The organism is Pseudomonas sp. GW821-FHT04C07, assembly GCF_059420325.1.
Map to the genome: position 1 here is coordinate 78,353 of NZ_JBWKTM010000009.1, position 24,150 is coordinate 102,502.

The window sequence follows — 24,150 nt, forward strand, 5'->3', positions numbered from 1 at the left end:
GCTCATTGGCGGGGTTTGTGGTTTTCCAGGCCTGTCATTTCATCGATCAGGCGTCGCGTTGCTGTTCCAGGTTTTCCAGTTCGGCCTTATAGCGGTGGGCGTCGCTCTCGGAGTGGAACATCCCCACCAGCATGTCTTGTTGATGCACGTCCCAGATCCGGATACCGGCGGCCAGGCCTTCGTGGGACATATGCGAATCGTCGCGTTCAGTTACTTTTACAGTCATCTGCGGGCTCCAATTTCTATTGATCTGCAGCAAGGCATCTGCAGGCCTTGGTTATATTATTTCTTAGCTTGCTAAGTAAATACCTCAGACTGGTAATGGTCTTGTGCAAAAAATGAAACAGTCCCGCAGCCCGCGAAAGACGTGACATCCGGTCGCAGGCCTCCGGCTTTTCTGACAAAAGTTTCATCTTCGACGGCATTGTTATCGTAGGCGTCCCCCTGCTCCTGCGCGGCCTTTGCAAAAACTGCAGGCGAAAAAAAGCCCCGCATTCGCGAGGCTTATTCACTTCGATCCGGATCAGCTGCCTTTGACAGCCTTGCCGTCGACCGTACCGTCCTGGAGCATGATGTTGTACTCCTTGCCGTCGGTCTCGACCTGACGCAGGGCTACCAGAATGTAGCCCCAATCCTTGGCGAACCACATTTCAGTGATGCGCTTGTTCTGTGTCGGGTCGCGGACGCGTTCGACCTTGATCGCATCGACTGAACCTGCCTTGGTCTGGACTTTCTCAGAGCCGATCACGCGGAAGTCGTAGGTGTCTGTGTCTTCACCTTCGACCACCTGATAGCTCATGCTTTTTTTGCCGGCTGCTACATCGCGCTGCAAGGCCAGTTGATAAGTGGATTTGTCCAGCATGCCTGTGTTGAGCGGGACCTTGACCGGGTCGCCGCGATCAGTACCGGTGACCATCTTGGTGGTCCAGTCGAAGTCCAGATTGACCTTCTTGGCTTTGCCCAGACCGCCGCGTTCGAAGCGATATGACTGGGGCAGCAAGGCGTCCTTGTCCAGCTTCAGGGTGCTTTCCTCGGTCAGGCTGGCGACCAGCATGGAGGCCTTGAAATTCAAGGTCCAGGAGCCGTTGGCATTTTTCGACAGGCTGCGTTCGGCCGAACCGCTCATGGGGAGTTGCTTCCAGTCGGCGGTATAACTGGCGGAGAAAGGTTGAAGGTCCGCTGCCTGCACAACAGGCAGGGCGAGCAGAGCACAAGCGAAGAGCAGGGCACGACGCATAAAATCTCCTAGATTCGAATCAAGTGGCCGCTGGCCGCAAGTAACTGACCATCCAATAATGCACCATGTTCACCAAGCGTTAACCGACCTTCGGCAAACCAGCGCACTGCCATCGGGTAAATCCGGTGCTCCTGGACGTGGACTCGTTGCGCCAGACTCTGCGGCGAGTCGTCTAACTCTACCGGGATCACTGCCTGTACGACCAGTGGCCCGCCATCGAGTTCCTCGGTTACGAAATGCACGCTGCAGCCGTGCTCGGTGTCACCGGCCTCCAGCGCTCGCTGATGAGTGTTCAACCCTTTGTATTTGGGTAGCAGCGATGGGTGGATATTCAGCAGGCGGCCCTGGTAATGACGAACGAAATCGGCACTGAGGATGCGCATGAATCCGGCAAGGACGACTAGCTTGGGTTTAAAGGCGTCGATCAGTTCGATCAAGGCGGCATCGAAGGCCTCACGACCTTCGAAAGCCTTGTGATCGAGAGAGCGGGTTTCGATACCCGCTTCTCTGGCACGTTGCAGGCCGTAGGCGTCGGCGCGGTTGGAAATCACCGCGCGGATGCGGACCGGGTTGTCCCCGGCCAGACTGTTGTCGATCAGAGCCTGCAAGTTGCTGCCGGTGCCGGAAAGCAGCACCACTACATCACAGGTGGTCGGCATCTGCTCGCGCATTAGTGAGCCTTGAGGTTTTTCAGCTCGACCTGTGCAGCGCCTTCGGCGGCGGCAGCGATCTGGCCGATGACCCACGGTTGCTCGCCTGCTTCACGCAGTACGTTGAGGGCCGTTTCAACGTGCTCCTGAGCCACGCAGATCACCATGCCAACGCCGCAGTTCAGCACGCGGTGCATTTCCACTTCGTCAACGTTGCCTTTCTCTTGCAGCCAGTCGAAGACAGCCGGGCGCTGCCAGCTGGCGACATCGACCACGGCCTGAGCGCCTTCAGGCAGAACGCGCGGGATGTTGTCGAGCAGACCGCCACCGGTGATGTGGGCCATGGCTTTGACTGCGCCAGTGTCTTTGATCAGCTTGAGCAGGGGCTTTACGTAGATACGGGTCGGGGCCATCAGCAGGTCGGTCAGAGGTTTGCCGTCGAGCTGGATGTTTTCGATGTCTGCACCGGACACTTCGATGATCTTGCGGATCAGCGAGTAGCCGTTGGAGTGCGGGCCGGAAGACGGCAGGGCGAGCAGGGCATCGCCAGCGGCGACTTTCGAACCGTCGATGATTTCGGATTTTTCCACGACGCCGACGCAGAAACCGGCCAGGTCGTAGTCTTCACCTTCGTACATGCCCGGCATTTCAGCGGTTTCACCGCCGACCAGCGAGCAGCCGGACAACTCGCAACCTGCGCCGATACCGGTCACGACCTGGGTAGCGGTCTCGACATTCAGTTTGCCGGTGGCGTAATAGTCGAGGAAGAACAGCGGTTCTGCGCCGCACACCACCAGATCGTTGACGCACATGGCGACCAGGTCGATGCCGATGCTGTCATGTTTATTCAGGTTCAACGCCAGACGCAGCTTGGTGCCGACGCCGTCGGTGCCGGAGACCAGAACCGGCTGTTTGTAGCCTGCCGGGATTTCGCAGAGGGCGCCAAAACCGCCCAGGCCGCCCATGACTTCCGGGCGCGCAGTGCGCTTGGCGACGCTCTTGATGCGTTCGACCAATGCTTCACCGGCGTCGATGTCTACACCGGCGTCCTTGTAGCTCAGGGAGGGTTGCTTGCTCATGATCCAGGCCTTTAGGGGGGATTCAGGGATATCGACCGAGTCCAGTGAGACCACTGAAAAAACCAATGCGCGATTGCCGCGCGAGTATTTCAGGGTGCCCAGCTGTTGCCGGTCTGCGAAGGCGCGCGATTTTATCAGGCTTGAGGGGCAGCGGCCATCCTCGGGCCGACGGGTAGGGACATATCGCGTTAAAAAAAGCCGTTATTGCTCGTGTTGGTAGCCTCGCTCGGAGCTGTATAAGGTATAGCCTTTAACCAGCTATCGTTATGACAGTGCAAAAACTTCCATCGGTCGTATGAATGTTTTGCGCAGGCGTGTGGTCACAGCCTTGCTCAATCGTGTTCATGCGGTCTGTTCCAGCCGCTTTTTTCCGTCGGGAATCTTCCATGCGTCTGTGTAAAATTCTATTTGTGGGTTGTTTGTCATTTGTCAGTCTGGCGAGTCATGCCGAAGCCCTTAGTGGTCTCTATCAAGTGCGCGAACCCGTCAGCGGTCAGACCCCGCAAGAGCGCGATCAAGCCACGCAAAAGGCTTTGGAGACTCTGGTGCTGCGCTTGACCGGTGATGCCAAAGCCGCGCAGGGCCCAGGGCTGGCGGCTATTCGCAAGGATCCGCAGCAGATCATCAGCCAATACGGCTATGACGCCGGGCCTCCTGAAAGCCTGAAAGTCGATTTCGATCCGGTCAGCACTGATCGCGCATTACGTCAGGCAGGGTTGGCATTGTGGGGTAGCAATCGTCCGTCGATTCTCATTTGGTGGCTGAACGATTCGACCGAAGGCTCCAGCCTGATGGGCGACGGCCAGGCCAGCGCCGAGCCGCTGCGCCGAGCAGCCCAGCACCGCGGTTTGCCACTGCGTTTGCCGTTGGGGGATCTGAGTGAACAGATCGTCGGCACCGCACCGATTCTTGAAGGGACCGACCCGGCGCCGCTGTATGCAGCTTCGCAACGCTACGCCGCTGACGCCTTGCTGGCGGTACATGCCCGTCAGGAGGGTGGGCAGTGGCAGGCCAAATGGCGTCTGTGGCTAGGCGATCAGCGTGAACAGGGCAGTGTGCAGGGCGCCGATACCGCAGCTCTGGCCGATGCCGTTTTGCTGGCCGTCAGTCAGAAGCTGGCACCACGCTTCGTCGCCAGGCCGGGAGCGTCGACCGAGCAGCTGCTGGAGGTGCAAGGCATGACCCTGGAGCGCTACGCGGCGCTTGGGCATTTACTTGAGCCGTTTGGCGCGCAAGTGCAGCGTATCGAGGGTGACAGAGTCATTTATCGGGTCAATGGCAGCGCCGAGCAATTGCGAGCGCAATTGGGGTTGGCGAAGCTGCAAGAGGTTCCCGCGGGTGTGCCGGTGGCGCCGGTAGCGTCTGCTCAGCCAGCGGTCGAAGGTGCAGCGCCGGTTAGTGCTCCGGCACCAACCGCGCAACTGCGTTTCCGCTGGTAAGTTTTTCTTTCCTTATATACAAGCTGGAGTGGTTCATGGCTGATACGCGTCGTTGGGTGTGGTTGGGTGGGGTCATCCTGCTGTGCGCGTTTGTGTATCTATTGCATCCGATCCTCTCACCGTTCCTGGTGGCGCTGCTGCTGGCCTATCTGTTCGACCCTCTGGTGGATCGGCTGGAAAAGCTCGGCCTCTCGCGAACCTGGGGCGTGGTGGCAGTGTTCGCGCTATTCACCTTGATCGTCATGACGTTGTTGCTGGTTCTTGTGCCCATGCTGGCCAAGCAGTTGTTCCGGCTGTATGAGCTGGCACCGCAAATGCTCGATTGGTTGCAGCACACGGCGATGCCTTGGGTGCAGTCGAAACTGGGGCTTGCAGAAGGTTTCTGGAAGTTCGACAAGGTCAAGGCTGCGATCAGTGAGCATATGGGGCAGACCACCGACATTGTCGGTGTGGTACTGAGCCAGGCAACGGCCTCCGGCCTGGCGTTGATCGCCTGGCTGGCTAACCTGGTGTTGATCCCGGTGGTCAGTTTCTACCTCCTTCGGGACTGGGATCTGATGATGGCCAGGATCCGTAGCCTGCTACCTCGCAATCGTGAAGAGCGTGCGGTGTCATTGGCAGGAGAGTGCCACGAAGTACTTGGGGCATTTGTTCGCGGTCAGTTGCTGGTGATGCTGGCCTTGGGTGTGATCTATGCAGCAGGCTTGATGCTGGTCGGGCTGGAGCTCGGGCTGTTGATCGGTCTGATTGCCGGCCTGGCGGCCATCGTGCCATACATGGGGTTTGTCATCGGGATTGGCGCGGCGTTGATCGTCGGGTTGTTTCAGTTTGGTGGTGATCTGTATTCGATGATTGGCATTGTCGCGGTGTTCATGGTCGGTCAGGCGTTGGAAGGCATGGTGCTAACGCCGTTGTTGGTGGGGGACCGGATAGGCTTGCACCCGGTGGCGGTGATCTTTGCGATCATGGCAGGCGGTGAGCTGTTTGGATTCACCGGGATCCTGCTGGCGTTGCCGGTGGCAGCGGTGATCATGGTGCTGGTGCGCCATGTCCATGATTTGTATAAAGATTCTGGCATGTACAGTGGTGTGGAAGATTCTGATTGAGATGCGCTGTCGATTAAGCGCCCAAGGCTGCCCGGCTCATTGCCGGGCAGGCCTGTAGGGTGTTCATGGCTGTCACATCCGCCGTCAAACAAACCCCGTCGGTACCCGTAAATTAACGCAAACCTTTGATTTTGCTTATGGTCTGCTGCATTGTGCGCCCGGCGTCACGGGTATAAACTTTGCAAACTTTACACAGAGGCCACTAACGGTTCGTTTGGAACTGTTCAGTCAGCATGAAACCGATTCAGCTGCCCCTAGGTGTGCGTCTGCGTGATGACGCCACCTTTATCAACTACTACCCAGGCGCCAATGCCGCTGCACTCGGCTATGTCGAGCGGCTTTGCGAAGCCGACGCCGGCTGGACCGAAAGCCTGATCTATCTCTGGGGCAAGGATGGCGTCGGGCGTACGCACTTGCTGCAAGCCGCTTGCTTGCGTTTTGAACAAATGGGCGAGCCGGCGGTGTACTTGCCGCTGGCAGAGTTGCTGGATCGCGGTATCGAAATTCTCGACAACCTTGAGCAATACGAGCTGGTCTGTCTGGATGATTTGCAGGCGGTAGCGGGGCGAGCGGACTGGGAAGAGGCGTTGTTCCATCTGTTCAACCGTTTGCGTGACAGTGGTCGGCGTCTGCTGATCGCCGCTTCAACCTCCCCACGTGAATTGCCGGTGAAGCTGGCGGACTTGAAATCACGCTTGACCCTGGCGTTGATTTTCCAGATGCGTCCACTGTCCGATGAAGACAAGCTGCGAGCTCTGCAATTGCGTGCTTCGCGTCGTGGTCTGCACCTGACCGATGAGGTCGGGCACTTTATCCTCACTCGCGGCACTCGCAGCATGAGTGCGTTGTTCGAGCTGCTGGAACGTCTCGATCAGGCTTCGTTGCAGGCGCAACGCAAGCTGACCATTCCCTTCCTTAAAGAAACCCTAGGCTGGTAAAACCGCAGTCTGTAGCGCTTTTTTGGCACTTTCAAGGCGCCAGAAAACCCGCTCCAGGGATGCTTCCAGGGTGCGCGAGCGTTTATATCGGGCTTAAGGCCTTAGATGTAAACGAGAAACCGATAAGTCACATTTACATCGATTGAATTTGCAAATGAGGATGATAGAAGGCATAGTCGCGGCTTCTTTATATCTTCAGCCACGGTCGTGCCCATGCTAAAGCGCTTCGCACCCCTCGTGCCTCTCGCACTCGTCACCCTGTTGTTTGGTTGCGCTGCTCACTCTCCGGTGTCGCAACAGCAAGAACAACAGTTTAAAAATTCTGTTACTGCCCAGTCTTCCGCTGCTTACCGGGAAGAACTGGCGACTGAAAAAGAACTGGCCGACTTCGCCGGCAGCAAGCCGTACCAGCTGCCAGTTCTGGCCGACAGCATCCTTGAGCGTGGTATGTCTCTGATCGGTACCCGCTACCGTTTCGGTGGCACCTCCGAGGCTGGCTTCGATTGCAGCGGCTTCATCGGTTATCTGTTTCGTGAAGAGGCGGGCATGAATTTGCCGCGCTCCACTCGCGAGATGATCAACGTTGACGCACCGCTGGTCGCTCGCAACAACCTCAAGCCCGGTGATCTGCTGTTCTTCAGCACCAGTGGTCGCCGTGGCCGTGTCAGTCACGCGGGGATCTACCTGGGTGATGACCAGTTCATCCACTCCAGCAGCCGTCGTAGCGGTGGTGTTCGAGTCGATAACCTGGGCGACAGCTACTGGAGCAAAACCTTCATCGAAGCCAAGCGCGCACTCGCCATGGCCCCGACCACGGTCACTGCTAGCAAGTAATCAATCTTTTTGTAAGGTTAAGTTAAAGTCTTACTTGAAGTTTGACGCGTAGCCGCTAGAATCCTGACCTATTGTTGATAACCTAACCGCGTAAGCCCTGCTTACGCGGTTTTGTTTTCAGCCTCACGGCAGAGAAAGCCGCATCCAGATCAGGATTGTTCTGCATATGTCGACGTCGGCCCGCCTCGCCCTTCTCGTTTTCGCCGCACTGCTCAGTGCATGCGCCAGCCATACTCCGCCGCCAGCTCCGGTGGTTCGGCCTCCTGTTTTCGCTTCCCCTCAAACCTATTCGCCTGCCGCTGAAGACGTGCTTTTCCGTGCGTTGGGCCTGGTGGGTACGCCTTATCGTTGGGGGGGTAATACACCGGATTCGGGTTTTGATTGCAGTGGCCTGATCGGCTATGTCTATCGCGATGCAGCTGGCATCACTCTGCCGCGTTCGACCCGCGAGATGATCGGCATGCGCGCTCAGGATGTCGACCAGAATGCACTGCAAACCGGCGATCTGGTATTTTTCGCCACCAATGGCGGCTCGCAAGTCAGTCACGCCGGGATCTATGTCGGCGAAGGCCGGTTTGTTCACGCGCCGGCCACTGGCGGAACGGTTAAGCTGGACAGTCTGTCCAAAACCTATTGGCAGAAAGCCTATCTAAGCGCCAAGCGGGTATTGCAGCCTGAGCATCTGGCGCGCAACCCTTAGGTCGCACCTTTGCAGAGGTTGTCATGACCGCTCGCACTCTCAATCTCGACGATTCCCTCTACAGCTATCTGCTGGATGTTTCCCTGCGCGAAACGCCGTTGTTGCGCCGCTTGCGTGACGAAACCCAGGCCTTGCCCATGGCCCGCTGGCAGGTGGCGCCCGAGCAGGGTCAGTTCCTCGCGTTGTTGGTCAAGCTGACCGGCGCCAGGCGTTTGCTGGAAGTCGGTACTTTCACCGGCTACAGCGCCTTGTGCATGGCCGCAGCCTTGCCGGATGACGGTACCTTGATTTGCTGCGATATCCCGGGTGATTACAACGCCACTGCACGCCGTTACTGGCAGGAGGCGGGTGTGGCGCAGCGAATTGATTTGCGTCTGGCGCCTGCACTGGAAACCCTGGCGCAGATCGAGCAGCAAGGGCAGGGTGGCTGTTTCGACTTGATCTTCATCGATGCTGACAAAGCCAACTATCCAGCCTATCTGGAGAGTGCCTTGCGTCTGCTGCGAAGTGGCGGTCTGGCGATTTTCGATAACACGCTGTGGAGCGGGCGGGTGCTTGAGGTGAATCCTGAGAGTGAAGACACTCGAGCCATCCAGGCATTGAACCGCGCCTTGAAGGATGACTTGCGTGTCGACTTGTCACTGTTGCCGTTAGGCGATGGCCTGACGTTGTGCCGCAAACTGTAGGAGCACAGCTTGCTGGCGATGGCGATGGCGATGGCGATGGCGATGGCGATGGCGATGGCAGTGGCGAGTTGCGGCTTGAGTATGCTGGTTCCCCTATGAATGCACCGATGTAACCATAGAGAGGCGAAGCTGCCCGGTGGTTCAGCGTTTCAGCCGCGGGCTTCTTTGAATAGCACGGCGACGCCCGGATGATAGTTGCCTGCTTCATTGCGCAACTTGTGATAGGGGTAAGGGAAGTACCAGGCCACGGCGCAGGTATGTTCCTTTTGCAGATCGTCGACCATGTCCTGGAGTTCTTCGGGGGTGGCGCTGTGTTGGGGTTTGTGTGGCGCTACGAACAGACAGCCGAGCTTCAGATCGCTGGCGTAGCTGATCTTCCTGGCATCGCTCACGGCGTCGAGCAGCGCTTGAGTGAGGTTCAGGTTATTGACCCGTGGCCAGCGCTGGGTGGCCTGGATGTAGACCCGTTCCTCATTGGTGGCGATGTAGAGGTCGGCACGTCCATTGCGGTCGCCGTCTTCCTGCTGTTTTTTCGTCGGGGTCTGTTCCAGTGTCACCATTTCCGACATCCAGGCGGCAGCCGAGAGCAGCCCAAGGTTGGCGCGTTCATCAAACCAATAAGGGGATTCGTTATCACCGCGTACCTGGATGTAGCGATCGATACATTCAAACCAGCGCTCCAGCACTGGGCGCAGGAATTCCAGCTTCGGATTGCTGATGATCATGCCTTGCATGTTGCCCACCTTTATTTTTGTGATGTTAGTGTTGTGGCTATTTGATATCACTGCTTTCAGTGTGGCACAAGATTGGCGTCAGTTTATTGAACGACGGCACATAATATCGCGGGCGAACGCCCCGGGTTTAATTGACGCTCCACCCCCAACCCTCTAACCTTCGCGACTTGTTTCAGGTGCTCTGTGACCCAAGGTCGACAGAGTGAAACAGGGAAGCCGGTGAGTGTGCGTTCTTTAACAGAACGGACAGCGATCCCGGCGCTGCCCCCGCAACGGTAAATGAGTCAAGGCTGCGCTTTTGGCCACTGTGTCGACTGTCGATACGGGAAGGCGTGCAGCTCGGCAGCGATGCCCCTCATGAGCCCGGAGACCGGCCTGATCCATCCAGCGGCATCACGGTGGGCGATGCCAGGCTTATGCCGTCTATTTCTATTCCTGCCCCCCCGTTATCGTTCCAACGGAGAGCTGCCATGACTGAATCCCCCGATCGTGACGAACGCCATCTGGCGCGTATGTTGCGCAAAAAAGCCGTGATCGACGAGCGTATTGCCAACTCGCCGAACGAGTGCGGGCTGCTGTTGGTCCTGACCGGCAACGGCAAAGGCAAGAGCAGTTCTGCCTTTGGCATGCTTGCACGGGCCATGGGCCACGGAATGAAATGCGGCGTGGTGCAGTTCATCAAGGGTCGCAACAGCACCGGGGAGGAGCTGTTCTTTCGACGCTTCCCCGAGCAAGTACGCTTTCACGTCATGGGCGAAGGCTTCACCTGGGAAACCCAGGATCGCCAGCGTGACATCGCCGCAGCCGAAGCGGCCTGGGAAGTGTCCCGTGAACTGCTGCGTGACCCGGCCATTGGCCTGGTGGTGCTTGACGAGCTGAACATCGCCCTCAAGCACGGTTATCTCGACCTGGACCTGGTTCTCAGCGATTTGCAGGCTCGCCCGCCAATGCAGCACGTGCTGGTAACCGGCCGCGGCGCCAAGCCCGAAATGATTGATCTGGCCGACACGGTTACCGAAATGGGCGTGCTCAAACATGCGTTCCAGGCCGGGATCAAAGCGCAAAAGGGCATTGAGCTGTGAGTATTGAAGCATGAGTGATGCACGTCATTGTCCGGCGGTATTGATCGCCGCACCGGCTTCCGGTCAGGGCAAGACCACCGTGACCGCCGCGCTGGCCCGCTTGCATCGCAATCAGGGGCGCAAGGTGCGGGTATTCAAGTGCGGTCCGGACTTTCTCGACCCAATGATTCTCGAGCGCGCCAGCGGCGCGCCGGTGTATCAATTGGACATGTGGATGGTCGGCGAACAAGAAAGCCGTCGACTGCTGTGGGAAGCGGCGGGCGAGGCTGACCTGATCCTGATCGAAGGCGTCATGGGCCTGTTCGACGGTACGCCATCCAGCGCCGATTTGGCGCGGCACTTCGGCGTGCCGGTGCTCGCCGTGATCGACGGTACGGCCATGGCCCAGACGTTCGGTGCTCTGGCCTTGGGGCTGGCGCGCTATCAGGCGGACTTGCCGTTTGCCGGCGTTCTGGCCAACCGGGTTGGCACGTTGCGCCACGCGCAATTGCTCGAAGGCAGCCTGACCGAAGGCCTGCGCTGGTATGGCGCGCTGTCTCGCGAAACCGGGATCGAACTGCCGAGCCGCCACCTGGGCCTGGTGCAGGCCAGCGAACTGAATGATCTGGATCTGCGCCTCGACGCGGCGGCCGAAGCCTTGGCCAGCAGTTGTGAAGTGGCGTTGCCGCCGGCAGTCGGGTTCGCTGCGCCTGAGGTTGTCGTCGCCGAGCCATTATTAGCCGGTGTGCGGATTGCCGTGGCTCGCGATGAGGCATTTGCTTTCACCTACGGGGCGAGCCTGGACCTGCTACGGGCGATGGGCGCCGAGTTGCTGTTCTTTTCGCCGATCCATGATCGCGAACTGCCCGAGGCTGACAGCTTGTACCTGCCGGGCGGCTACCCGGAATTGCATCATGTTGCGCTGGCGGAAAACGCCACGATGCTGGCTGCGATCCGCGCGCACCACGCGGCCGACAAGCCGTTGCTGGCCGAGTGTGGCGGCATGTTGTATCTGCTCGACTCTCTGACCGATGTCGACGGTCAGCGCGCCGAACTGGTGGGGTTGCTCGCCGGCGAAGCGGTGATGCAAAAGCGTCTCGCGGCGTTGGCCTTGCAGGCGGTTGATCTGCCAGAGGGCTCGTTGCGCGGCCACACCTATCATCACTCGCTGACCAGTACAGCGCTTGAGCCGATAGCCCGGGGCCTGAGTCCTAACGGTGGGCGTGGCGCCGAAGCGGTCTACCGTGACGGTCGAATGACCGCTTCCTATGTGCACTTCTATTTCCCTTCCAATCCCTCTGCGGTGGCAGCACTTTTTGCGCCTGGCTCGCAAACCGCTATCGCGAGCAAGCTCGCTCCCACACTAGATCGTGTACTTCCTGTAGGAGCGAGCTTGCTCGCGAAGAGGCCATGACCGACAACGCCTTTAGTCCGGCCGAACGTGAGGCTGTTTATCGCGTGATTGGCGAGCGCCGCGACATGCGTCACTTTGCTGGCGGCACCGTCGAGCCCGAACTGCTCAGGCGTCTGCTCGAGGCCGCCCATCAAGCTCCAAGCGTGGGCCTGATGCAGCCGTGGCGGTTTATCCGCATCACCGACCGCCCGTTGCGCGGCAAAATTCAGCAACTGGTCGAAGAAGAACGTGTACGCACTGCCGAGGCGCTGGGCGAACGTTCCGACGACTTCATGAAGTTGAAAGTCGAAGGCATCAACGACTGCGCTGAAGTGCTGGTCGCCGCGCTGATGGACGATCGCGAGCGGCATATCTTTGGGCGCCGGACCTTGCCGGAGATGGACATGGCGTCGTTGTCCTGCGCTATTCAGAATCTCTGGCTGGCGTCCCGCGCCGAAGGCCTGGGGATGGGCTGGGTGTCGCTGTTCGAGCCCCAGGCGCTGGCCGACTTGCTGGGTCTGCCGGCCGGGGCCAAACCGCTGGCGGTATTGTGCCTGGGTCCGGTCACGGCGTTTTATCCGGCCCCCATGTTGGTGCTTGAAGGCTGGGCGCAGCCGCGCCCGCTGAGTGAATTGCTGTATGAGAATTATTGGGGAGTGAGTCAATGAGTGTGGCGTTGTTGAGTGCCGCCGCGGTCGCGCTGGATGCGCTGCTGGGCGAACCCAGGCGCTGGCATCCGCTGGTGGCGTTCGGCCGTTTTGCCGATCGCATCGAGCAACGTTTCAACTCCGGCGGTCGTGGCTGGCGCAGTCACGGCGTCACTGCCTGGGTGATGGCGGTGTTGCCGCTGACTCTATTGGTGACCGCCTTTGCCTGGCTGCCATATATCGGTTGGCTGGTCGAGATCCTCGCGTTGTATTGCGCCCTTGGCTTGCGCAGCCTTGGCGAGCATGTCAAGCCGGTCGCTCAGGCTCTGCGCAGCGATGACCTGGAGCAAGCACGACGTCGAGTGGGCTATCTGGTCAGCCGTCAGACCAGTGAGCTTGATTCCACGGAAGTCGCCCGGGCCGCCACTGAGTCGGTGTTGGAAAACGGTAGCGATGCGGTGTTCGCTGCGTTGTTCTGGTTTGCCGTCGCCGGCGCACCGGGGGTGGTGCTGTATCGCCTGAGTAATACGCTGGACGCGATGTGGGGCTATCGCAATGAACGCTTCGAACGCTTTGGCTGGGCGGCGGCGAAGATCGACGATGCTCTTAACTATATTCCTGCTCGCCTGGTTGCCCTGACCTACGCGCTCTTGGGCAAGACCCGTCTGGCGCTGAAGTGCTGGCGGACTCAGGGACCCACCTGGGACAGCCCGAACGCAGGTCCGGTAATGGCAGCGGGCGCGGGGGCCTTGGGCGTAGAGTTGGGCGGGGCAGCGATCTACCACGGTGAACTGCACCAGCGTCCGCAACTGGGTGAGGGCGTGCCGGCTGATGCCAACTCCATCGACCGTGGCTGGCAACTGGTGCAGCGCGGGGTGTGGTTATGGTTGCTGATTTTCTGCGTGGGAGCTGAGCTCTATGCTTGACCACGGCGGACGGTTGCGCAAGGCCGCGCTGCAATACGGTATTGCCGAAGCGGATTGGCTGGACCTGTCCAGTGGCCTTGCGCCTTGGCCGTGGCCGGTACCGCAGATCCCTCTGCGGGCCTGGGCGCGTTTGCCGGAAACCGATGATGGTCTTGAGCAAGCCGCCTGCGATTACTACGGCGCGACTCAAGTGCTACCGGTTCCGGGCTCGCAAGCGGCGATCCAGTTGCTGCCGCGATTACGCCGTGCCGGCAAGGTTGGCGTGCTCTCGCCCTGTTACGCCGAGCATGCCGAGGCATGGCGCCGCTGCGGCTACATCGTGCGTGAGGTGCTGGAGCAGGAAGTAGACTTCTTTCTCGACCACCTTGACGTGCTGGTGGTGGTCAACCCGAATAACCCCACCGGCCTGAGCCTGACCCCGGATCGGTTACTCGACTGGCATGCTCGACTGGCGCAACGCGGCGGCTGGCTGGTGGTCGATGAAGCGTTCATGGACAACACACCGCAGCTCAGTCTGGCCGCTCATGCCAATCAGGTCGGGTTGATCGTTTTGCGATCATTCGGCAAGTTTTTCGGTTTGGCCGGTGTACGTCTGGGCTTCGTGCTGGCCGAGCGCAAACTGCTCAAATTGCTCGCCGAACAGGTCGGACCCTGGGCGGTCAGTGGGCCGACACGGGTGTTGGGGCAGGTTTGCCTGCGCGATACGGTGGGGCATGCCCGGCAACGTCTGCGCAGCGAAGAAGCCAGTCAACGGTTGACGCAAGTGCTTGAGCACCATGGATTCAAGCCACAGGGCGGCTGCGCCTTGTTCCAATGGCTGATCACTGAGCGCGCTGAACATCTGCACGAATTCATGGCTCAACGCGGCATTCTGTTGCGGTTGTTTACCCACAACAGCAGCCTGCGTTTCGGCTTGCCGGCCGATGAAGCCGATTGGCTGCGCCTCAATCAAGCGTTAGAGGCCTACACCAAGGAACAAACACCATGACCACGCTGATGGTGCAAGGCACCACCTCGGACGCCGGTAAAAGTACGCTGGTAACGGCGCTGTGCCGCTGGCTGACCCGCCAAGGCGTCCGCGTCGTGCCCTTCAAACCGCAGAACATGGCGCTCAATAGCGCGGTAACGGCGGATGGCGGCGAGATCGGTCGTGCACAAGCGGTGCAGGCTCAGGCCGCCAATCTTGAACCGCACACCGACATGAACCCGGTGCTGCTCAAGCCCAACAGTGAGACCGGCGCGCAGGTGATCATTCATGGTCGCGCGGTGACCAGCATGAACGCCGTGGCCTATCACGACTACAAAGCCATCGCCATGCAGGCGGTGTTGGCCTCCCATCAACGCCTGAATGCCGCCTACCCGGTGGTGATGGTCGAGGGTGCGGGTTCGCCGGCCGAGATTAATCTGCGTGCTGGCGATATCGCCAACATGGGGTTTGCCGAAGCGGTGGACTGCCCGGTGTTGCTGATCGCTGACATCAATCGCGGTGGAGTGTTTGCCCATTTGGTGGGCACTTTGGAATTGTTGTCGGCCAGCGAGCAGGCACGGGTCAAAGGCTTCATCATCAACCGTTTTCGTGGCGACATTGCCTTGCTGCAACCGGGCCTCGACTGGCTCCAGGAGCGCACCGGCAAGCCGGTAGTTGGCGTGTTGCCATACGTGATGGACCTGCACCTGGAGGCTGAAGACGGCATCGATCAGCGTCAGACCGACAAGGTCGGGCAGGTGTTGAAAGTGGTGGTGCCGGTCTTGCCGCGCATCAGCAACCACACCGATTTCGATCCGCTGCGTCTGCACCCGCAAGTCGATCTGCAATTCGTCGGTCCGGGCCAGCCGATTCCTCCGGCTGATTTGATTGTTCTTCCCGGTTCGAAAAGCGTACGCAGCGACCTCGCGTTCTTGCGCGCCAACGGCTGGGACACGGCTATCTCGCGGCACCTGCGCTACGGCGGCAAGTTGCTGGGAATCTGCGGCGGTTTGCAGATGCTCGGCGAGCAGTTGCATGACCCGCTGGGGCTTGAAGGTGCGCCGGGGTCCAGTGCCGGTCTGGGCCTGCTGGCCTTCGCCACAGTCCTTGAAGAAGAGAAGCAACTGCGCAACGTACGTGGCCATCTGGCGCTGGAAGACGCACCAGTCAACGGTTATGAGATTCATGCCGGAGTCACTACCGGTGCCGCGCTGGAGCGGGCTGCCGTGTATCTGGATGACGGCCGCAGTGATGGCGCGCAAAGTACGGATGGGCAGATTTTCGGCACCTATCTGCATGGCCTGTTCGAGTCGTCGGCGGCCTGCAGTGCGCTGTTGCGCTGGGCGGGTTTGCAGGAGGTGCAGGAGGTGGACTACCACTCCTTGCGCGAGCGTGACATTGAGCGCTTGGCCGATCTGGTGGAAAAGCATCTTGATACGAGCTATTTGCGCGAACTCTGTGGGATTTAGGGTGACCCTGATGCCGCCATCGCGGGCAAGCCTCGCTCCTACAGATACGGTGAAACCTGTAGGAGCGAGGCTTGCCCGCGAGGCGTCAATGGCCACACCGCTCATTAAAGGATTTCGAACATGCTGCAACTGATCCTCGGCGGCGCCCGCTCCGGTAAAAGTCGTCTGGCTGAAAAACTCGCCTGCGACAGCGGTCTGGCCGTGACTTATATAGCGACCAGCCAGCCGCTGGATGGCGAAATGAACGAGCGCATTGCCCATCATCGCCAGCGTCGTCCGGTTGAATGGTCATTGATCGAAGAACCCTTGGAGCTGGCCCGCGTATTGCGCGACACCGCCAGTGCCGAACGTTGCCTGCTGGTGGATTGCCTGACCTTGTGGCTGACCAATCTGCTGATGCTGGAAAACCCCGAGCGCCTGGCCCTTGAGCGTGAGGCGCTGCTGGAGTGCCTGGAGTCTTTGCCGGGTGAAATTGTTTTTGTCAGCAACGAGACCGGTCTGGGTGTCGTGCCGCTGGGCGAATTGACTCGCCGCTATGTCGATGAAGCCGGTTGGTTGCATCAAGCCCTGGCTGAGCGCTGTCAGCGTGTCGTACTGACCGTCGCCGGCCTGCCCCTGACTTTGAAAGGAACTGCGTTATGAATAACTCCTGGTGGCTGAACCCGTGCAAACCGATCGATGCGCTGGCTTACGAGCAGGCGGCGGTCCGTCAGCAGCAATTGACCAAGCCGGCCGGTTCCCTGGGCCAGCTTGAGTCCATCGCGGTGCAGTTGGCCGGGTTGCAAGGGCGTATCAAGCCGAGTCTGAATCAGTTATGGATTGCGATCTTTGCAGGTGACCACGGCGTAGTCGCTGAAGGCGTCTCGGCGTTCCCTCAGGAAGTCACCGGGCAGATGCTGCACAACTTCGTCAGCGGCGGTGCGGCAATCAGCGTGTTGGCGCGGCAACTGGGGGCGCAGCTCGAAGTAGTCGATCTGGGCACTGTCACGCCTTCGCTGAATCTGCCGGGCGTGCGTCATCTGAACATTGGCGCTGGCACACAGAACTTTGTTAACGGCCCCGCCATGACGCATGCTCAAGGCGAATTAGCCCTGCAAGCCGGACGGGACAGCGTGCGCCGTGCCATTGCGGCAGGTGCCGAGCTGTTTATCGGCGGTGAGATGGGCATCGGCAACACCACGGCTGCGAGCGCCGTGGCCTGCGCGTTGCTCGATTGTCCGGTGGCGCATCTGGTTGGGCCTGGCACTGGCCTGAATGCCGCGGGCGTCAGCCATAAAGTGCACGTCATCGAGCGCGCGCTGGCATTGCATGCCGCCCAGCGCGGCGATGCGCTGCTGACCTTGTTCAATCTCGGCGGTTTTGAAATCGCGGCGCTGGTCGGGGCTTATCTGGCCTGTGCCCAGGAAGGCGTGGCCGTGCTGGTGGACGGCTTCATCTGCAGCGTCGCGGCGTTGGTCGCGGTGCGCTTGAATCCTGCGTGTCGCGACTGGCTGCTGTTTGGTCACCGCGGTGCCGAGCCGGGTCATCGTCATGTGCTTGAGGCATTGAAGGCCGAGCCTTTGCTAGAGCTTGGCTTACGCCTGGGTGAGGGCAGTGGTGCCGCGTTGGCAGTGCCGTTGTTGCGACTGGCCTGTGACCTGCATGGCCAAATGGCAACCTTCGCGGAAGCGGCTGTGGCGGATCGCCCGGCATGATGCAACTGGACCTGCTGCGCCACGGCGAAACCGAACTCGGTGGCGGTTTGCGCGGCAGTCTGGATGACGCGTTGACGGCCAAGGGCTGGGAGCAAATGCGCGCCGCGGTGCTGGCAAAGGGGCCGTGGGATCGACTGGTCAGCTCGCCGTTGCAACGTTGCGCACGTTTCGCAGAGGAACTGGGCGCACGTCTTGGGTTGCCGGTGCAGCTGGAAAAAGACCTGCAAGAACTGCATTTCGGTACCTGGGAAGGGCAGAGTGCAGCGGCGTTGATGGAAACCGACGCCGAAGCGCTGGGCCTGTTCTGGGCGGATCCCTACGGGTTCACCCCGCCAGGGGGCGAGCCGGTGACGCAGTTTTCGGCACGGGTGCTGGCGGCGGTCGAGCGGCTGCACCAAACCTATGCCGGTGAGCGGGTGTTGCTGATCAGCCATGGCGGGGTCATGCGTTTGCTGTTGGCCCAGGCTCGTGGTCTGCCCCGCGAGCAATTGCTCAACGTTGAAGTCGGCCACGGTGCGCTGTTTTCGCTGCGGGTCGAGGCCAATCTCAGGTTGAGCGAAGGAATCTGAACATGCTGCCTTTCTGGATCGCCCTGCAATTTCTCAGCAGCTTGCCGATACGTCTGCCGGGTATGCCGCAGCCGCAGGAACTGGGCCGTTCGTTGCTGTTTTATCCGCTGGTGGGGTTGCTGCTCGGCGGGTTGTTGTGGACGTTGAACTGGGGGCTCGCCGGGGCGCCCTTGTTGTTGCACGCTGCGCTGTTGCTGACTGCCTGGGTCTTGTTCAGCGGTGGTTTGCATCTGGATGGCCTGGCCGATAGCGCCGATGCCTGGCTGGGTGGTTTTGGTGATCGTGAGCGCACCCTGACCATCATGAAGGACCCGCGCAGCGGGCCGATTGCGGTCGTGACGCTGGTGTTGGTGCTGCTGCTCAAATTTGCCGCGTTGCTGGCGCTGATCGAGCAGCAGCACAGCATTGCGTTGATCCTGGCGCCTTTAATCGGCCGCAGCGCGTTGCTGGGGTTGTTTCTGACGACGCCTTACGTGCGAGCCGGTGGGCTGGGACAGGCATTGGCTGATCATCTTCCGCGTATGGCCGGTAAACAGGTGTTGTTGCTGAGCACGGTGGCCTGTGTGCTGATCGCGGGATTACACGGTGTGTTTGCCGCAGTGCTGGCGACAGCGGTGTTCTTCTGGTTGCGACAAGTAATGATGCGGCGGTTGGGTGGGACTACTGGCGATACCGCAGGCGCCTTATTGGAGCTGCTGGAAGTGGCGGTGTTGGTGGGATTGGCGTTGGTCTGATGATTTGTAGGGCGATGAAGAGCGTACCGTAGAAATCCTTCAAAACTTGCTTTCCCTCAACCGCGGGTATATACACGCACTATGCTTCCTTCCCAATGTTTATGCACCAACCTGCGTCGTGCCGCCCGAGGCGTCAGCAGGTATTACGACGGCGCTCTCGACGGCTTCGGGATCAACGTTGCGCAGTATTCTTTACTGTGCAATTTGCAACGTCTGGATCAACCGAGCATTTCGACCCTGGCGCACGCCATGGGCCTGGACCGCAGTACCCTGGGGCGCAATCTGCGGGTGCTGGAGGGTGAAGGTCTGGTTACGCTGGTCGAGGGTGAAGATCATCGCAATCGTGTTGTACTGCTCACTGAAACCGGGCTAGAGCGACTGGCGGCGGCCTTGCCGGCGTGGGAAGCGGCGCAGCAGCGTTTGATCGAGAAACTGGGTGCAGAAAAGCGGGAAACCTTGCTGGCCTTGCTGGACGAGCTTGCCTGAAGGCAATAAGTCCGATCATAAGCGGGTATATACCCGCTACCGGAGAACAAGAATGACATCGATGTGGCGTACCAGCGGTTGGGTTCTTCTCGGGAGTGCGCTGATTCTCGCGTTGTCCTTGGGAGTGCGACATGGCTTTGGGTTGTTTCTGGCACCGATGAGTGCGGAGTTTGGTTGGGGGCGTGAGGTGTTTGCGTTCGCCATTGCCTTGCAGAACCTGATCTGGGGCCTGGCGCAACCCTTTACCGGTGCGCTGGCCGACCGTTTCGGCGCGGCGAAAGTGGTGCTGCTCGGCGGGGTGTTGTATGCCCTCGGATTGGTGTGCATGGGGTTGTCCGATTCGGCCTGGTCGTTATCGCTCAGTGCTGGTTTGTTGATCGGTATCGGTCTGTCGGGCACTTCTTTCTCGGTGATTCTGGGGGTGGTTGGGCGCGCTGTTCCTCCCGAGAAACGCAGCATGGCTATGGGGATCGCCAGCGCTGCCGGCTCTTTCGGCCAGTTCGCCATGTTGCCCGGGACCCTGGGGTTGATCGGTTGGCTTGGCTGGTCGGCGGCGCTATTGGTGCTGGGTTTGCTGGTGGCGTTGATCGTGCCGTTGGTAAGCATGCTCAAGGACAACCCGTTGCCGGTATTCGGGCATGAGCAGACCTTGTCCGAGGCCGTGCGTGAGGCTTGCTCGCATTCCGGCTTCTGGCTGCTGGCGTTCGGTTTTTTTGTCTGTGGTTTTCAGGTGGTGTTTATCGGCGTGCATTTGCCGGCGTATCTGGTGGATCAGCATCTGCCCGCCACCACCGGAACCACAGTGTTGGCGCTGATCGGGCTGTTCAATATCTTCGGTACCTACACCGCTGGCTGGCTCGGCGGGCGGATGTCAAAGCCGCGCCTGCTGACCGGGCTGTATCTGTTGCGTGCGGTGGTGATCGGCCTGTTCCTGTGGGCACCGGTGACGCAGATCAGCGCCTATCTATTTGGTATGGCCATGGGCTTCTTGTGGCTGTCGACCGTACCGCTGACTAACGGCACGGTGGCGACACTTTTCGGCGTGCGAAATCTGTCGATGCTCGGTGGCATCGTTTTCCTGTTCCATCAATTGGGTTCGTTCCTTGGTGGTTGGCTGGGCGGGGTTGTCTACGACCGGACCGGTAGCTATGACTTGATCTGGCAGGTTGCGATTCTCTTGAGCCTGATGGCCGCTGCGCTGAACTGGCCGGTGCGCGAACGTCCGGTTGCGCGCCTGCAAATGCAGGCAAGTGCGGTATGAACAGCTTCTGGCCATGGTCCGTCGGCTTGAGTGTCTGCGCGCTGCTATTGGCGTTGGCCTGGTGGGGCTGGCATCAGGGCGGCCTGGCGCTGATGCAATTGGGCATCGGTACTTGTTAGAGGCTACTTGTCGGGGGCGCTCAGGGGCGAGTAACTTCGCCGTCTGACTTGAGGCGGTGTAAAAAGCCGTGGCTTCAAATCCCTGATCGCTGGCCACTAAAAAGCCCCGCCTCTGTACAAGAGTGCGGGGCTTTTCAATTCAACTGGCGAGCCGTTCAGGCTCGCTGTGAATCAGAAACGGTAGGTCGCGCCTGCACCGAAACCGTTTGCCCAGTTTTGATACTTGGCGTTGTAGGTTTGGCCACGGTCGTTGCTGTTGTTGATACCGACCGACTCTTCGTGCAGGTACGAGTACGCTACGTCGATGGTCAGATCGTCAGTCGGGCTCCAGCCGGCGCCGAGGCTGAAGATCTTCCGATCGCCAGTCGGGATGCGTGGAGAACGGTCGATGTTGTTGGTGGGTGCCTGGTCAAACGTCAGGCCGGTACGCAGCACCCATTGTTTGTTCAGCTTGTACGAAGCACCGATGGCGTGAGCCCAGGTGTCGTGCCAGTTCTGTTCTTCGGTGATGGTGCCGAATTGGCTGGCCAGCACAGGCTGAACGCCCTTGTTCTCGACCGTGATGTTTTCCAGGCGGCTCCAGCGGGTCCAGGTGCTGCCTGCATAGAGGGTCCACCGGTCGTTCAACTCGTGAGTGAGCGATAAATCGACCGACTCAGGGGTTTCGATTTTCAGCGAGGCGTCATACTTCTGGCTGGCGCTCAGACCTATAGCGTTCAGCACGCCATAGTCCACCTCGGTGTCCCCCTTGAGCTTGTACTTCACTTTCGAGTGATAGGTCAGGCCTACGCGGGTGCTGTCGGTAGCTTGTACCAGGACGCCGACGTTGTAGCCCAGCGCGGTATCGTCACCCTTGATCTTGACTCTGCCATCAGGGGCGGCCTGGGTGATCGACAGATTGGATTCCAGTGTGCCGTCGATATGGTTGATGGTCGGACCGAAGCCGATGGAAACCTTATCGTTGAATGCATAGCTGACGGTTGGTTGGAGGGTCAAAACCTTGACTTGGCTTTTGCTGCCGAAATAACGGCCGGCAAAACCGTTTTCGTAATCTGTTACCAGACCGAATGGCGCGTACATGCCGATACCGAACGCCCATTGGTCGTCGATTGGCTTGACGTAGTAGGCCATCGGGACGGCAATGAGTGGCACCATGTCGCCTTTGTTGGTGCCGCCGTTGGGGCTGGAGCTGGCGTGGCTGATATCGGTGTGAGCGTCGATCAGGGCAGCGCCACCGGTGACTTGTTCACGCTTGATGCGCGACATACCGGCAGGGTTACCATAAATTGTGCTTGCATCATCGGCAGAAGACGATCGTCCGGCGAACCCAGTACCCATCCCGCTGATGCTTTGTTCGTTGACGGCAAAGCCAGCTGCGAAAATCTGGGTGGATGCCAACGTAACGGCAAGGCTAAGCGTGGTTTTGAGTATTACTTTTTTCATTATTAGAACTCCTGGTGATCACCGACGCGAAAATTACCAACATTTTCATCCGAGCGCTATAGGTGGTATCGCTTGAGATAGAGCGGTTTTGTAGGACAATCAGACCAGAATCCGGGATTTTCGCGCAATCTTGCACGGATCCCGGTCAGCAGGCGAGTTGATTCAGAGGTGATACACAGGTTTGCCAGGCGCACGTGAAGTCCCTTAAGCGGCCTTGAGGCTGAAATGTCTGGCGCCAAATCCGGGCCATTCCCAGCAGATCATCTGCTTCGGGCAGGGGCGTGTTTTGCTCTTCTATCAGCAGCCAGGCAATGGCGGTGGCATAACGCAGGTTGACTGTCAGTTCGAGGTGCGGGCCACTGAGAAAGGCGTGCTGACTGGCCAGGCCACGAACCAGGCTCGCACGCTCCGGATCCAGGGCCAGGTAATGGTCCCAGAGCGCCTGATGGCGCGGCTCGGCGATACGGTACAAGCCATGTCCACGGCGGTCGTGAAGGGCGGAGCCGAGTGCGGATTGGCTGGCAGCGATACCCAGCAGCAACGCTTCGGCGGTAGGGCTGTGGCGCCCGAGGTAGATCAGCGTCGGGCGAATGACGTAACGGCATAGTTCGCTGGCGGCGATACCCATAAGCCCTCCAGGCGCGTTATTGGGCGGCGAGGTCTGAGGGGCTTGGCAGCAGTGGATCGGTTCAGACTCGCCGGAAGCGGATCACGCCGCTTGAGTTGAAGTCTAGTGTCATATTCGTGCTGTAAAGGTCTGTTTTTAAAATATTTCTGGCTTCGAGTTATAACCGTTAGATCCGTTGGTGCTATAAGCCAATACGAATGAAATAGAAACCTTGGGCAATAAAAAAACCCTGCTGTCAGGCAGGGTTTTGGGTTTTCAGCAGTCTGGCGTATCAGGCAATCAGTGCCTGACGGGTACGCTCGATCACAGCCTGCAGCGGCTCGGCGCTGGAGTATTGATCGGGGTACAGGCGTTCGCTGTGACGGGCGATGCCGTGTTCGTTGACCAGTGTGAAGCTGAAGCAGCCTTTGCGAGCGGCCATGATCAGGCAGTTCATTGGTGCAAAAGCGTTGGTGAGGGTGCGAATGGCATCCTGAGTGTGGATTTGAGTAGACATGTTGGTGTTCCTGCAAATGACACGGATAAGAACCGTGCAACGTTAAAACGTTCCAGTAACGTCGACCACCATTGGTCTGACGAAGAACCCGACTGGAACAAAGCAGCCAGTTAGAAGCGCTTTGATTTATGTGCGCTTGGGCTGGCAGGTAGGTACTTAGGAGGGCAGGCAGCACATCAGGGGCAAAGGTTCTGGGCCCAGGGTGAAGATCCTGATCAATCTGCAGGTTGGTTCGGTCAGAGTATGAAAACTTCGCAACACCCTTTGCATTCGATTCAAAGGCTGTGTCGTCGCAAGTTTTACCTGGAAACCATCGAGGTGGTCGATCCCGTGTTGTCGGTAGAGGCTTCTCTTTAGGGAAGGTGTACCGGGGGACTTGTTCGACCGTAATTGACTTTCAGCTTGGTACTAACGCCGCGGATAGTAACGGATTGAATTCAAGAATGGAAGTGTGTTAGGCAAAAAACTGTTGTTCGGCCAAAGCCGCAACCGTACTCCGCGAGCAGCAAGAGGGTGAACAGGAGAAGGCTAGCAGACAATCTGACCGGCAGTTGGCCAGTGTGGCTGCCGCAGGTGCCGGTTGGAAGGCACCTATTTGAATACTTGCCACTGGGTTCTTCCCGCAGTGTGTACCAAAAAAGTGCGCCGATATAACCGCCTCGAGAGGACTTGTGCACATTTGTTGCGCAGCGTGTCATCGCGCTGTCACCTCGTGTTCTTGAGCGATCGCTGCCTGTAGCAAAAATTTAAGTCAATGAAAAACATCGTTTTTTTTTACTGGTGAAAAAATCGTCAGTTTGACTGCGGGCCACGTTCCATGGGGGTTTGAGGGAGTTGCAGGACGGTTGTCCACT

27 protein-coding genes and 1 riboswitch are annotated in these 24,150 nt (G+C 59.2%); of the genes, 19 read left to right on the plus strand and 8 right to left on the minus strand.

Going from position 1 to position 24,150, the window contains the following annotated elements:
* Positions 1-46 precede the first annotated feature (46 nt).
* The 4 genes from AC07UI_RS17590 to purM all read right to left on the minus strand — a co-directional run bounded on the left by AC07UI_RS17590 (position 47) and on the right by purM (position 2,966).
* On the minus strand, positions 47-226 hold the full coding sequence (locus tag AC07UI_RS17590; RefSeq protein ID WP_494993701.1) for a hypothetical protein: 180 nt from the start codon (positions 224-226) through the stop codon (positions 47-49).
* A gap of 297 nt (positions 227-523) precedes the next feature.
* Positions 524-1,237 carry a DUF3108 domain-containing protein gene (locus AC07UI_RS17595; protein ID WP_494993702.1) on the minus strand — a complete coding sequence of 238 codons (714 nt, stop codon included), beginning with the start codon at positions 1,235-1,237 and terminating at the stop codon, positions 524-526.
* An 8-nt stretch (positions 1,238-1,245) separates the two neighbouring features.
* The gene (purN, locus tag AC07UI_RS17600) at positions 1,246-1,896 is read right to left on the minus strand and encodes a phosphoribosylglycinamide formyltransferase (RefSeq protein ID WP_494993856.1); all 651 of its coding nucleotides are present in this window, start codon (positions 1,894-1,896) and stop codon (positions 1,246-1,248) included.
* A gap of 11 nt (positions 1,897-1,907) precedes the next feature.
* Complete coding sequence (purM, locus tag AC07UI_RS17605) at positions 1,908-2,966, minus strand: phosphoribosylformylglycinamidine cyclo-ligase (RefSeq protein WP_494993703.1); 1,059 nt, start codon at positions 2,964-2,966, stop codon at positions 1,908-1,910.
* Between the two features lie 386 nt (positions 2,967-3,352).
* On the opposite strand from purM, the gene AC07UI_RS17610 reads away from it, so the two are divergent.
* The 6 genes from AC07UI_RS17610 (at position 3,353) to AC07UI_RS17635 (ending at position 8,669) form a co-directional block, all read left to right on the plus strand.
* Entirely contained in the window at positions 3,353-4,405 is a 1,053-nt protein-coding gene (locus tag AC07UI_RS17610; protein ID WP_494993704.1) for a DUF2066 domain-containing protein, read from the plus strand.
* Between the two features lie 35 nt (positions 4,406-4,440).
* On the plus strand, positions 4,441-5,511 hold the full coding sequence (locus AC07UI_RS17615; protein ID WP_494993705.1) for an AI-2E family transporter: 1,071 nt from the start codon (positions 4,441-4,443) through the stop codon (positions 5,509-5,511).
* Positions 5,512-5,744: 233 nt separating this feature from the next.
* Positions 5,745-6,449 carry a DnaA regulatory inactivator Hda gene (gene hda / locus AC07UI_RS17620; protein WP_054049492.1) on the plus strand — a complete coding sequence of 235 codons (705 nt, stop codon included), beginning with the start codon at positions 5,745-5,747 and terminating at the stop codon, positions 6,447-6,449.
* Positions 6,450-6,662: 213 nt separating this feature from the next.
* On the plus strand, positions 6,663-7,283 hold the full coding sequence (locus AC07UI_RS17625; RefSeq protein ID WP_494993706.1) for a C40 family peptidase: 621 nt from the start codon (positions 6,663-6,665) through the stop codon (positions 7,281-7,283).
* Positions 7,284-7,449: 166 nt separating this feature from the next.
* Entirely contained in the window at positions 7,450-7,983 is a 534-nt protein-coding gene (locus AC07UI_RS17630; protein ID WP_494993707.1) for a C40 family peptidase, read from the plus strand.
* 23 nt (positions 7,984-8,006) lie between these two features.
* The gene (locus AC07UI_RS17635) at positions 8,007-8,669 is read left to right on the plus strand and encodes a class I SAM-dependent methyltransferase (RefSeq protein WP_494993708.1); all 663 of its coding nucleotides are present in this window, start codon (positions 8,007-8,009) and stop codon (positions 8,667-8,669) included.
* 149 nt (positions 8,670-8,818) lie between these two features.
* On the opposite strand, the gene AC07UI_RS17640 is transcribed toward AC07UI_RS17635, so the two are convergent.
* Positions 8,819-9,403 carry a hypothetical protein gene (locus tag AC07UI_RS17640; protein WP_494993709.1) on the minus strand — a complete coding sequence of 195 codons (585 nt, stop codon included), beginning with the start codon at positions 9,401-9,403 and terminating at the stop codon, positions 8,819-8,821.
* Between the two features lie 157 nt (positions 9,404-9,560).
* Positions 9,561-9,796: riboswitch (cobalamin riboswitch) on the plus strand.
* A gap of 77 nt (positions 9,797-9,873) precedes the next feature.
* On the opposite strand from AC07UI_RS17640, the gene cobO reads away from it, so the two are divergent.
* From cobO to AC07UI_RS17705, 13 genes are all read left to right on the plus strand, one after another.
* The gene (cobO, locus tag AC07UI_RS17645; protein ID WP_494993710.1) at positions 9,874-10,485 is read left to right on the plus strand and encodes a cob(I)yrinic acid a,c-diamide adenosyltransferase; all 612 of its coding nucleotides are present in this window, start codon (positions 9,874-9,876) and stop codon (positions 10,483-10,485) included.
* 10 nt (positions 10,486-10,495) lie between these two features.
* Entirely contained in the window at positions 10,496-11,878 is a 1,383-nt protein-coding gene (locus tag AC07UI_RS17650; RefSeq protein ID WP_494993711.1) for a cobyrinic acid a,c-diamide synthase CobB, read from the plus strand.
* Entirely contained in the window at positions 11,875-12,525 is a 651-nt protein-coding gene (bluB, locus tag AC07UI_RS17655) for a 5,6-dimethylbenzimidazole synthase (RefSeq protein ID WP_494993712.1), read from the plus strand. Before AC07UI_RS17650 ends, bluB begins: the two co-directional genes overlap by 4 nt.
* Positions 12,522-13,430 carry an adenosylcobinamide-phosphate synthase CbiB gene (cbiB, locus tag AC07UI_RS17660; protein ID WP_494993713.1) on the plus strand — a complete coding sequence of 303 codons (909 nt, stop codon included), beginning with the start codon at positions 12,522-12,524 and terminating at the stop codon, positions 13,428-13,430. The genes bluB and cbiB overlap by 4 nt, the downstream gene beginning before the upstream one ends.
* Complete coding sequence (cobD, locus tag AC07UI_RS17665) at positions 13,423-14,418, plus strand: threonine-phosphate decarboxylase CobD (RefSeq protein ID WP_494993714.1); 996 nt, start codon at positions 13,423-13,425, stop codon at positions 14,416-14,418. Before cbiB ends, cobD begins: the two co-directional genes overlap by 8 nt.
* Positions 14,415-15,866 (plus strand): cobyric acid synthase, encoded by a 1,452-nt coding sequence (locus AC07UI_RS17670; RefSeq protein WP_494993715.1) that lies wholly within the window; start codon positions 14,415-14,417, stop codon positions 15,864-15,866. Before cobD ends, AC07UI_RS17670 begins: the two co-directional genes overlap by 4 nt.
* A 120-nt stretch (positions 15,867-15,986) precedes the next feature.
* Positions 15,987-16,508, plus strand: a complete 522-nt coding sequence (gene cobU, locus AC07UI_RS17675) for a bifunctional adenosylcobinamide kinase/adenosylcobinamide-phosphate guanylyltransferase (protein WP_494993716.1) — start codon at positions 15,987-15,989, stop codon at positions 16,506-16,508.
* A complete protein-coding gene (cobT, locus tag AC07UI_RS17680; RefSeq protein WP_494993717.1) occupies positions 16,505-17,560 on the plus strand; it encodes a nicotinate-nucleotide--dimethylbenzimidazole phosphoribosyltransferase in 1,056 nt (351 codons plus the stop codon). Before cobU ends, cobT begins: the two co-directional genes overlap by 4 nt.
* The gene (gene cobC, locus AC07UI_RS17685) at positions 17,557-18,129 is read left to right on the plus strand and encodes an alpha-ribazole phosphatase family protein (protein ID WP_494993718.1); all 573 of its coding nucleotides are present in this window, start codon (positions 17,557-17,559) and stop codon (positions 18,127-18,129) included. Before cobT ends, cobC begins: the two co-directional genes overlap by 4 nt.
* A gap of 2 nt (positions 18,130-18,131) precedes the next feature.
* On the plus strand, positions 18,132-18,863 hold the full coding sequence (locus AC07UI_RS17690) for an adenosylcobinamide-GDP ribazoletransferase (protein WP_494993719.1): 732 nt from the start codon (positions 18,132-18,134) through the stop codon (positions 18,861-18,863).
* A gap of 81 nt (positions 18,864-18,944) precedes the next feature.
* The gene (locus tag AC07UI_RS17695; protein WP_494993720.1) at positions 18,945-19,349 is read left to right on the plus strand and encodes a MarR family winged helix-turn-helix transcriptional regulator; all 405 of its coding nucleotides are present in this window, start codon (positions 18,945-18,947) and stop codon (positions 19,347-19,349) included.
* Between the two features lie 52 nt (positions 19,350-19,401).
* Positions 19,402-20,610 carry an MFS transporter gene (locus AC07UI_RS17700; RefSeq protein WP_494993721.1) on the plus strand — a complete coding sequence of 403 codons (1,209 nt, stop codon included), beginning with the start codon at positions 19,402-19,404 and terminating at the stop codon, positions 20,608-20,610.
* Positions 20,607-20,729 (plus strand): hypothetical protein, encoded by a 123-nt coding sequence (locus tag AC07UI_RS17705; RefSeq protein ID WP_494993722.1) that lies wholly within the window; start codon positions 20,607-20,609, stop codon positions 20,727-20,729. The genes AC07UI_RS17700 and AC07UI_RS17705 overlap by 4 nt, the downstream gene beginning before the upstream one ends.
* 171 nt (positions 20,730-20,900) lie before the next feature.
* On the opposite strand, the gene AC07UI_RS17710 is transcribed toward AC07UI_RS17705, so the two are convergent.
* The 3 genes from AC07UI_RS17710 to AC07UI_RS17720 all read right to left on the minus strand — a co-directional run bounded on the left by AC07UI_RS17710 (position 20,901) and on the right by AC07UI_RS17720 (position 23,296).
* Positions 20,901-22,172 (minus strand): OmpP1/FadL family transporter, encoded by a 1,272-nt coding sequence (locus AC07UI_RS17710; protein WP_494993723.1) that lies wholly within the window; start codon positions 22,170-22,172, stop codon positions 20,901-20,903.
* Between the two features lie 145 nt (positions 22,173-22,317).
* On the minus strand, positions 22,318-22,800 hold the full coding sequence (locus tag AC07UI_RS17715) for a hypothetical protein (RefSeq protein WP_494993724.1): 483 nt from the start codon (positions 22,798-22,800) through the stop codon (positions 22,318-22,320).
* 271 nt (positions 22,801-23,071) lie between these two features.
* Positions 23,072-23,296, minus strand: a complete 225-nt coding sequence (locus tag AC07UI_RS17720; protein ID WP_019407963.1) for a hypothetical protein — start codon at positions 23,294-23,296, stop codon at positions 23,072-23,074.
* Positions 23,297-24,150 lie beyond the last annotated feature (854 nt).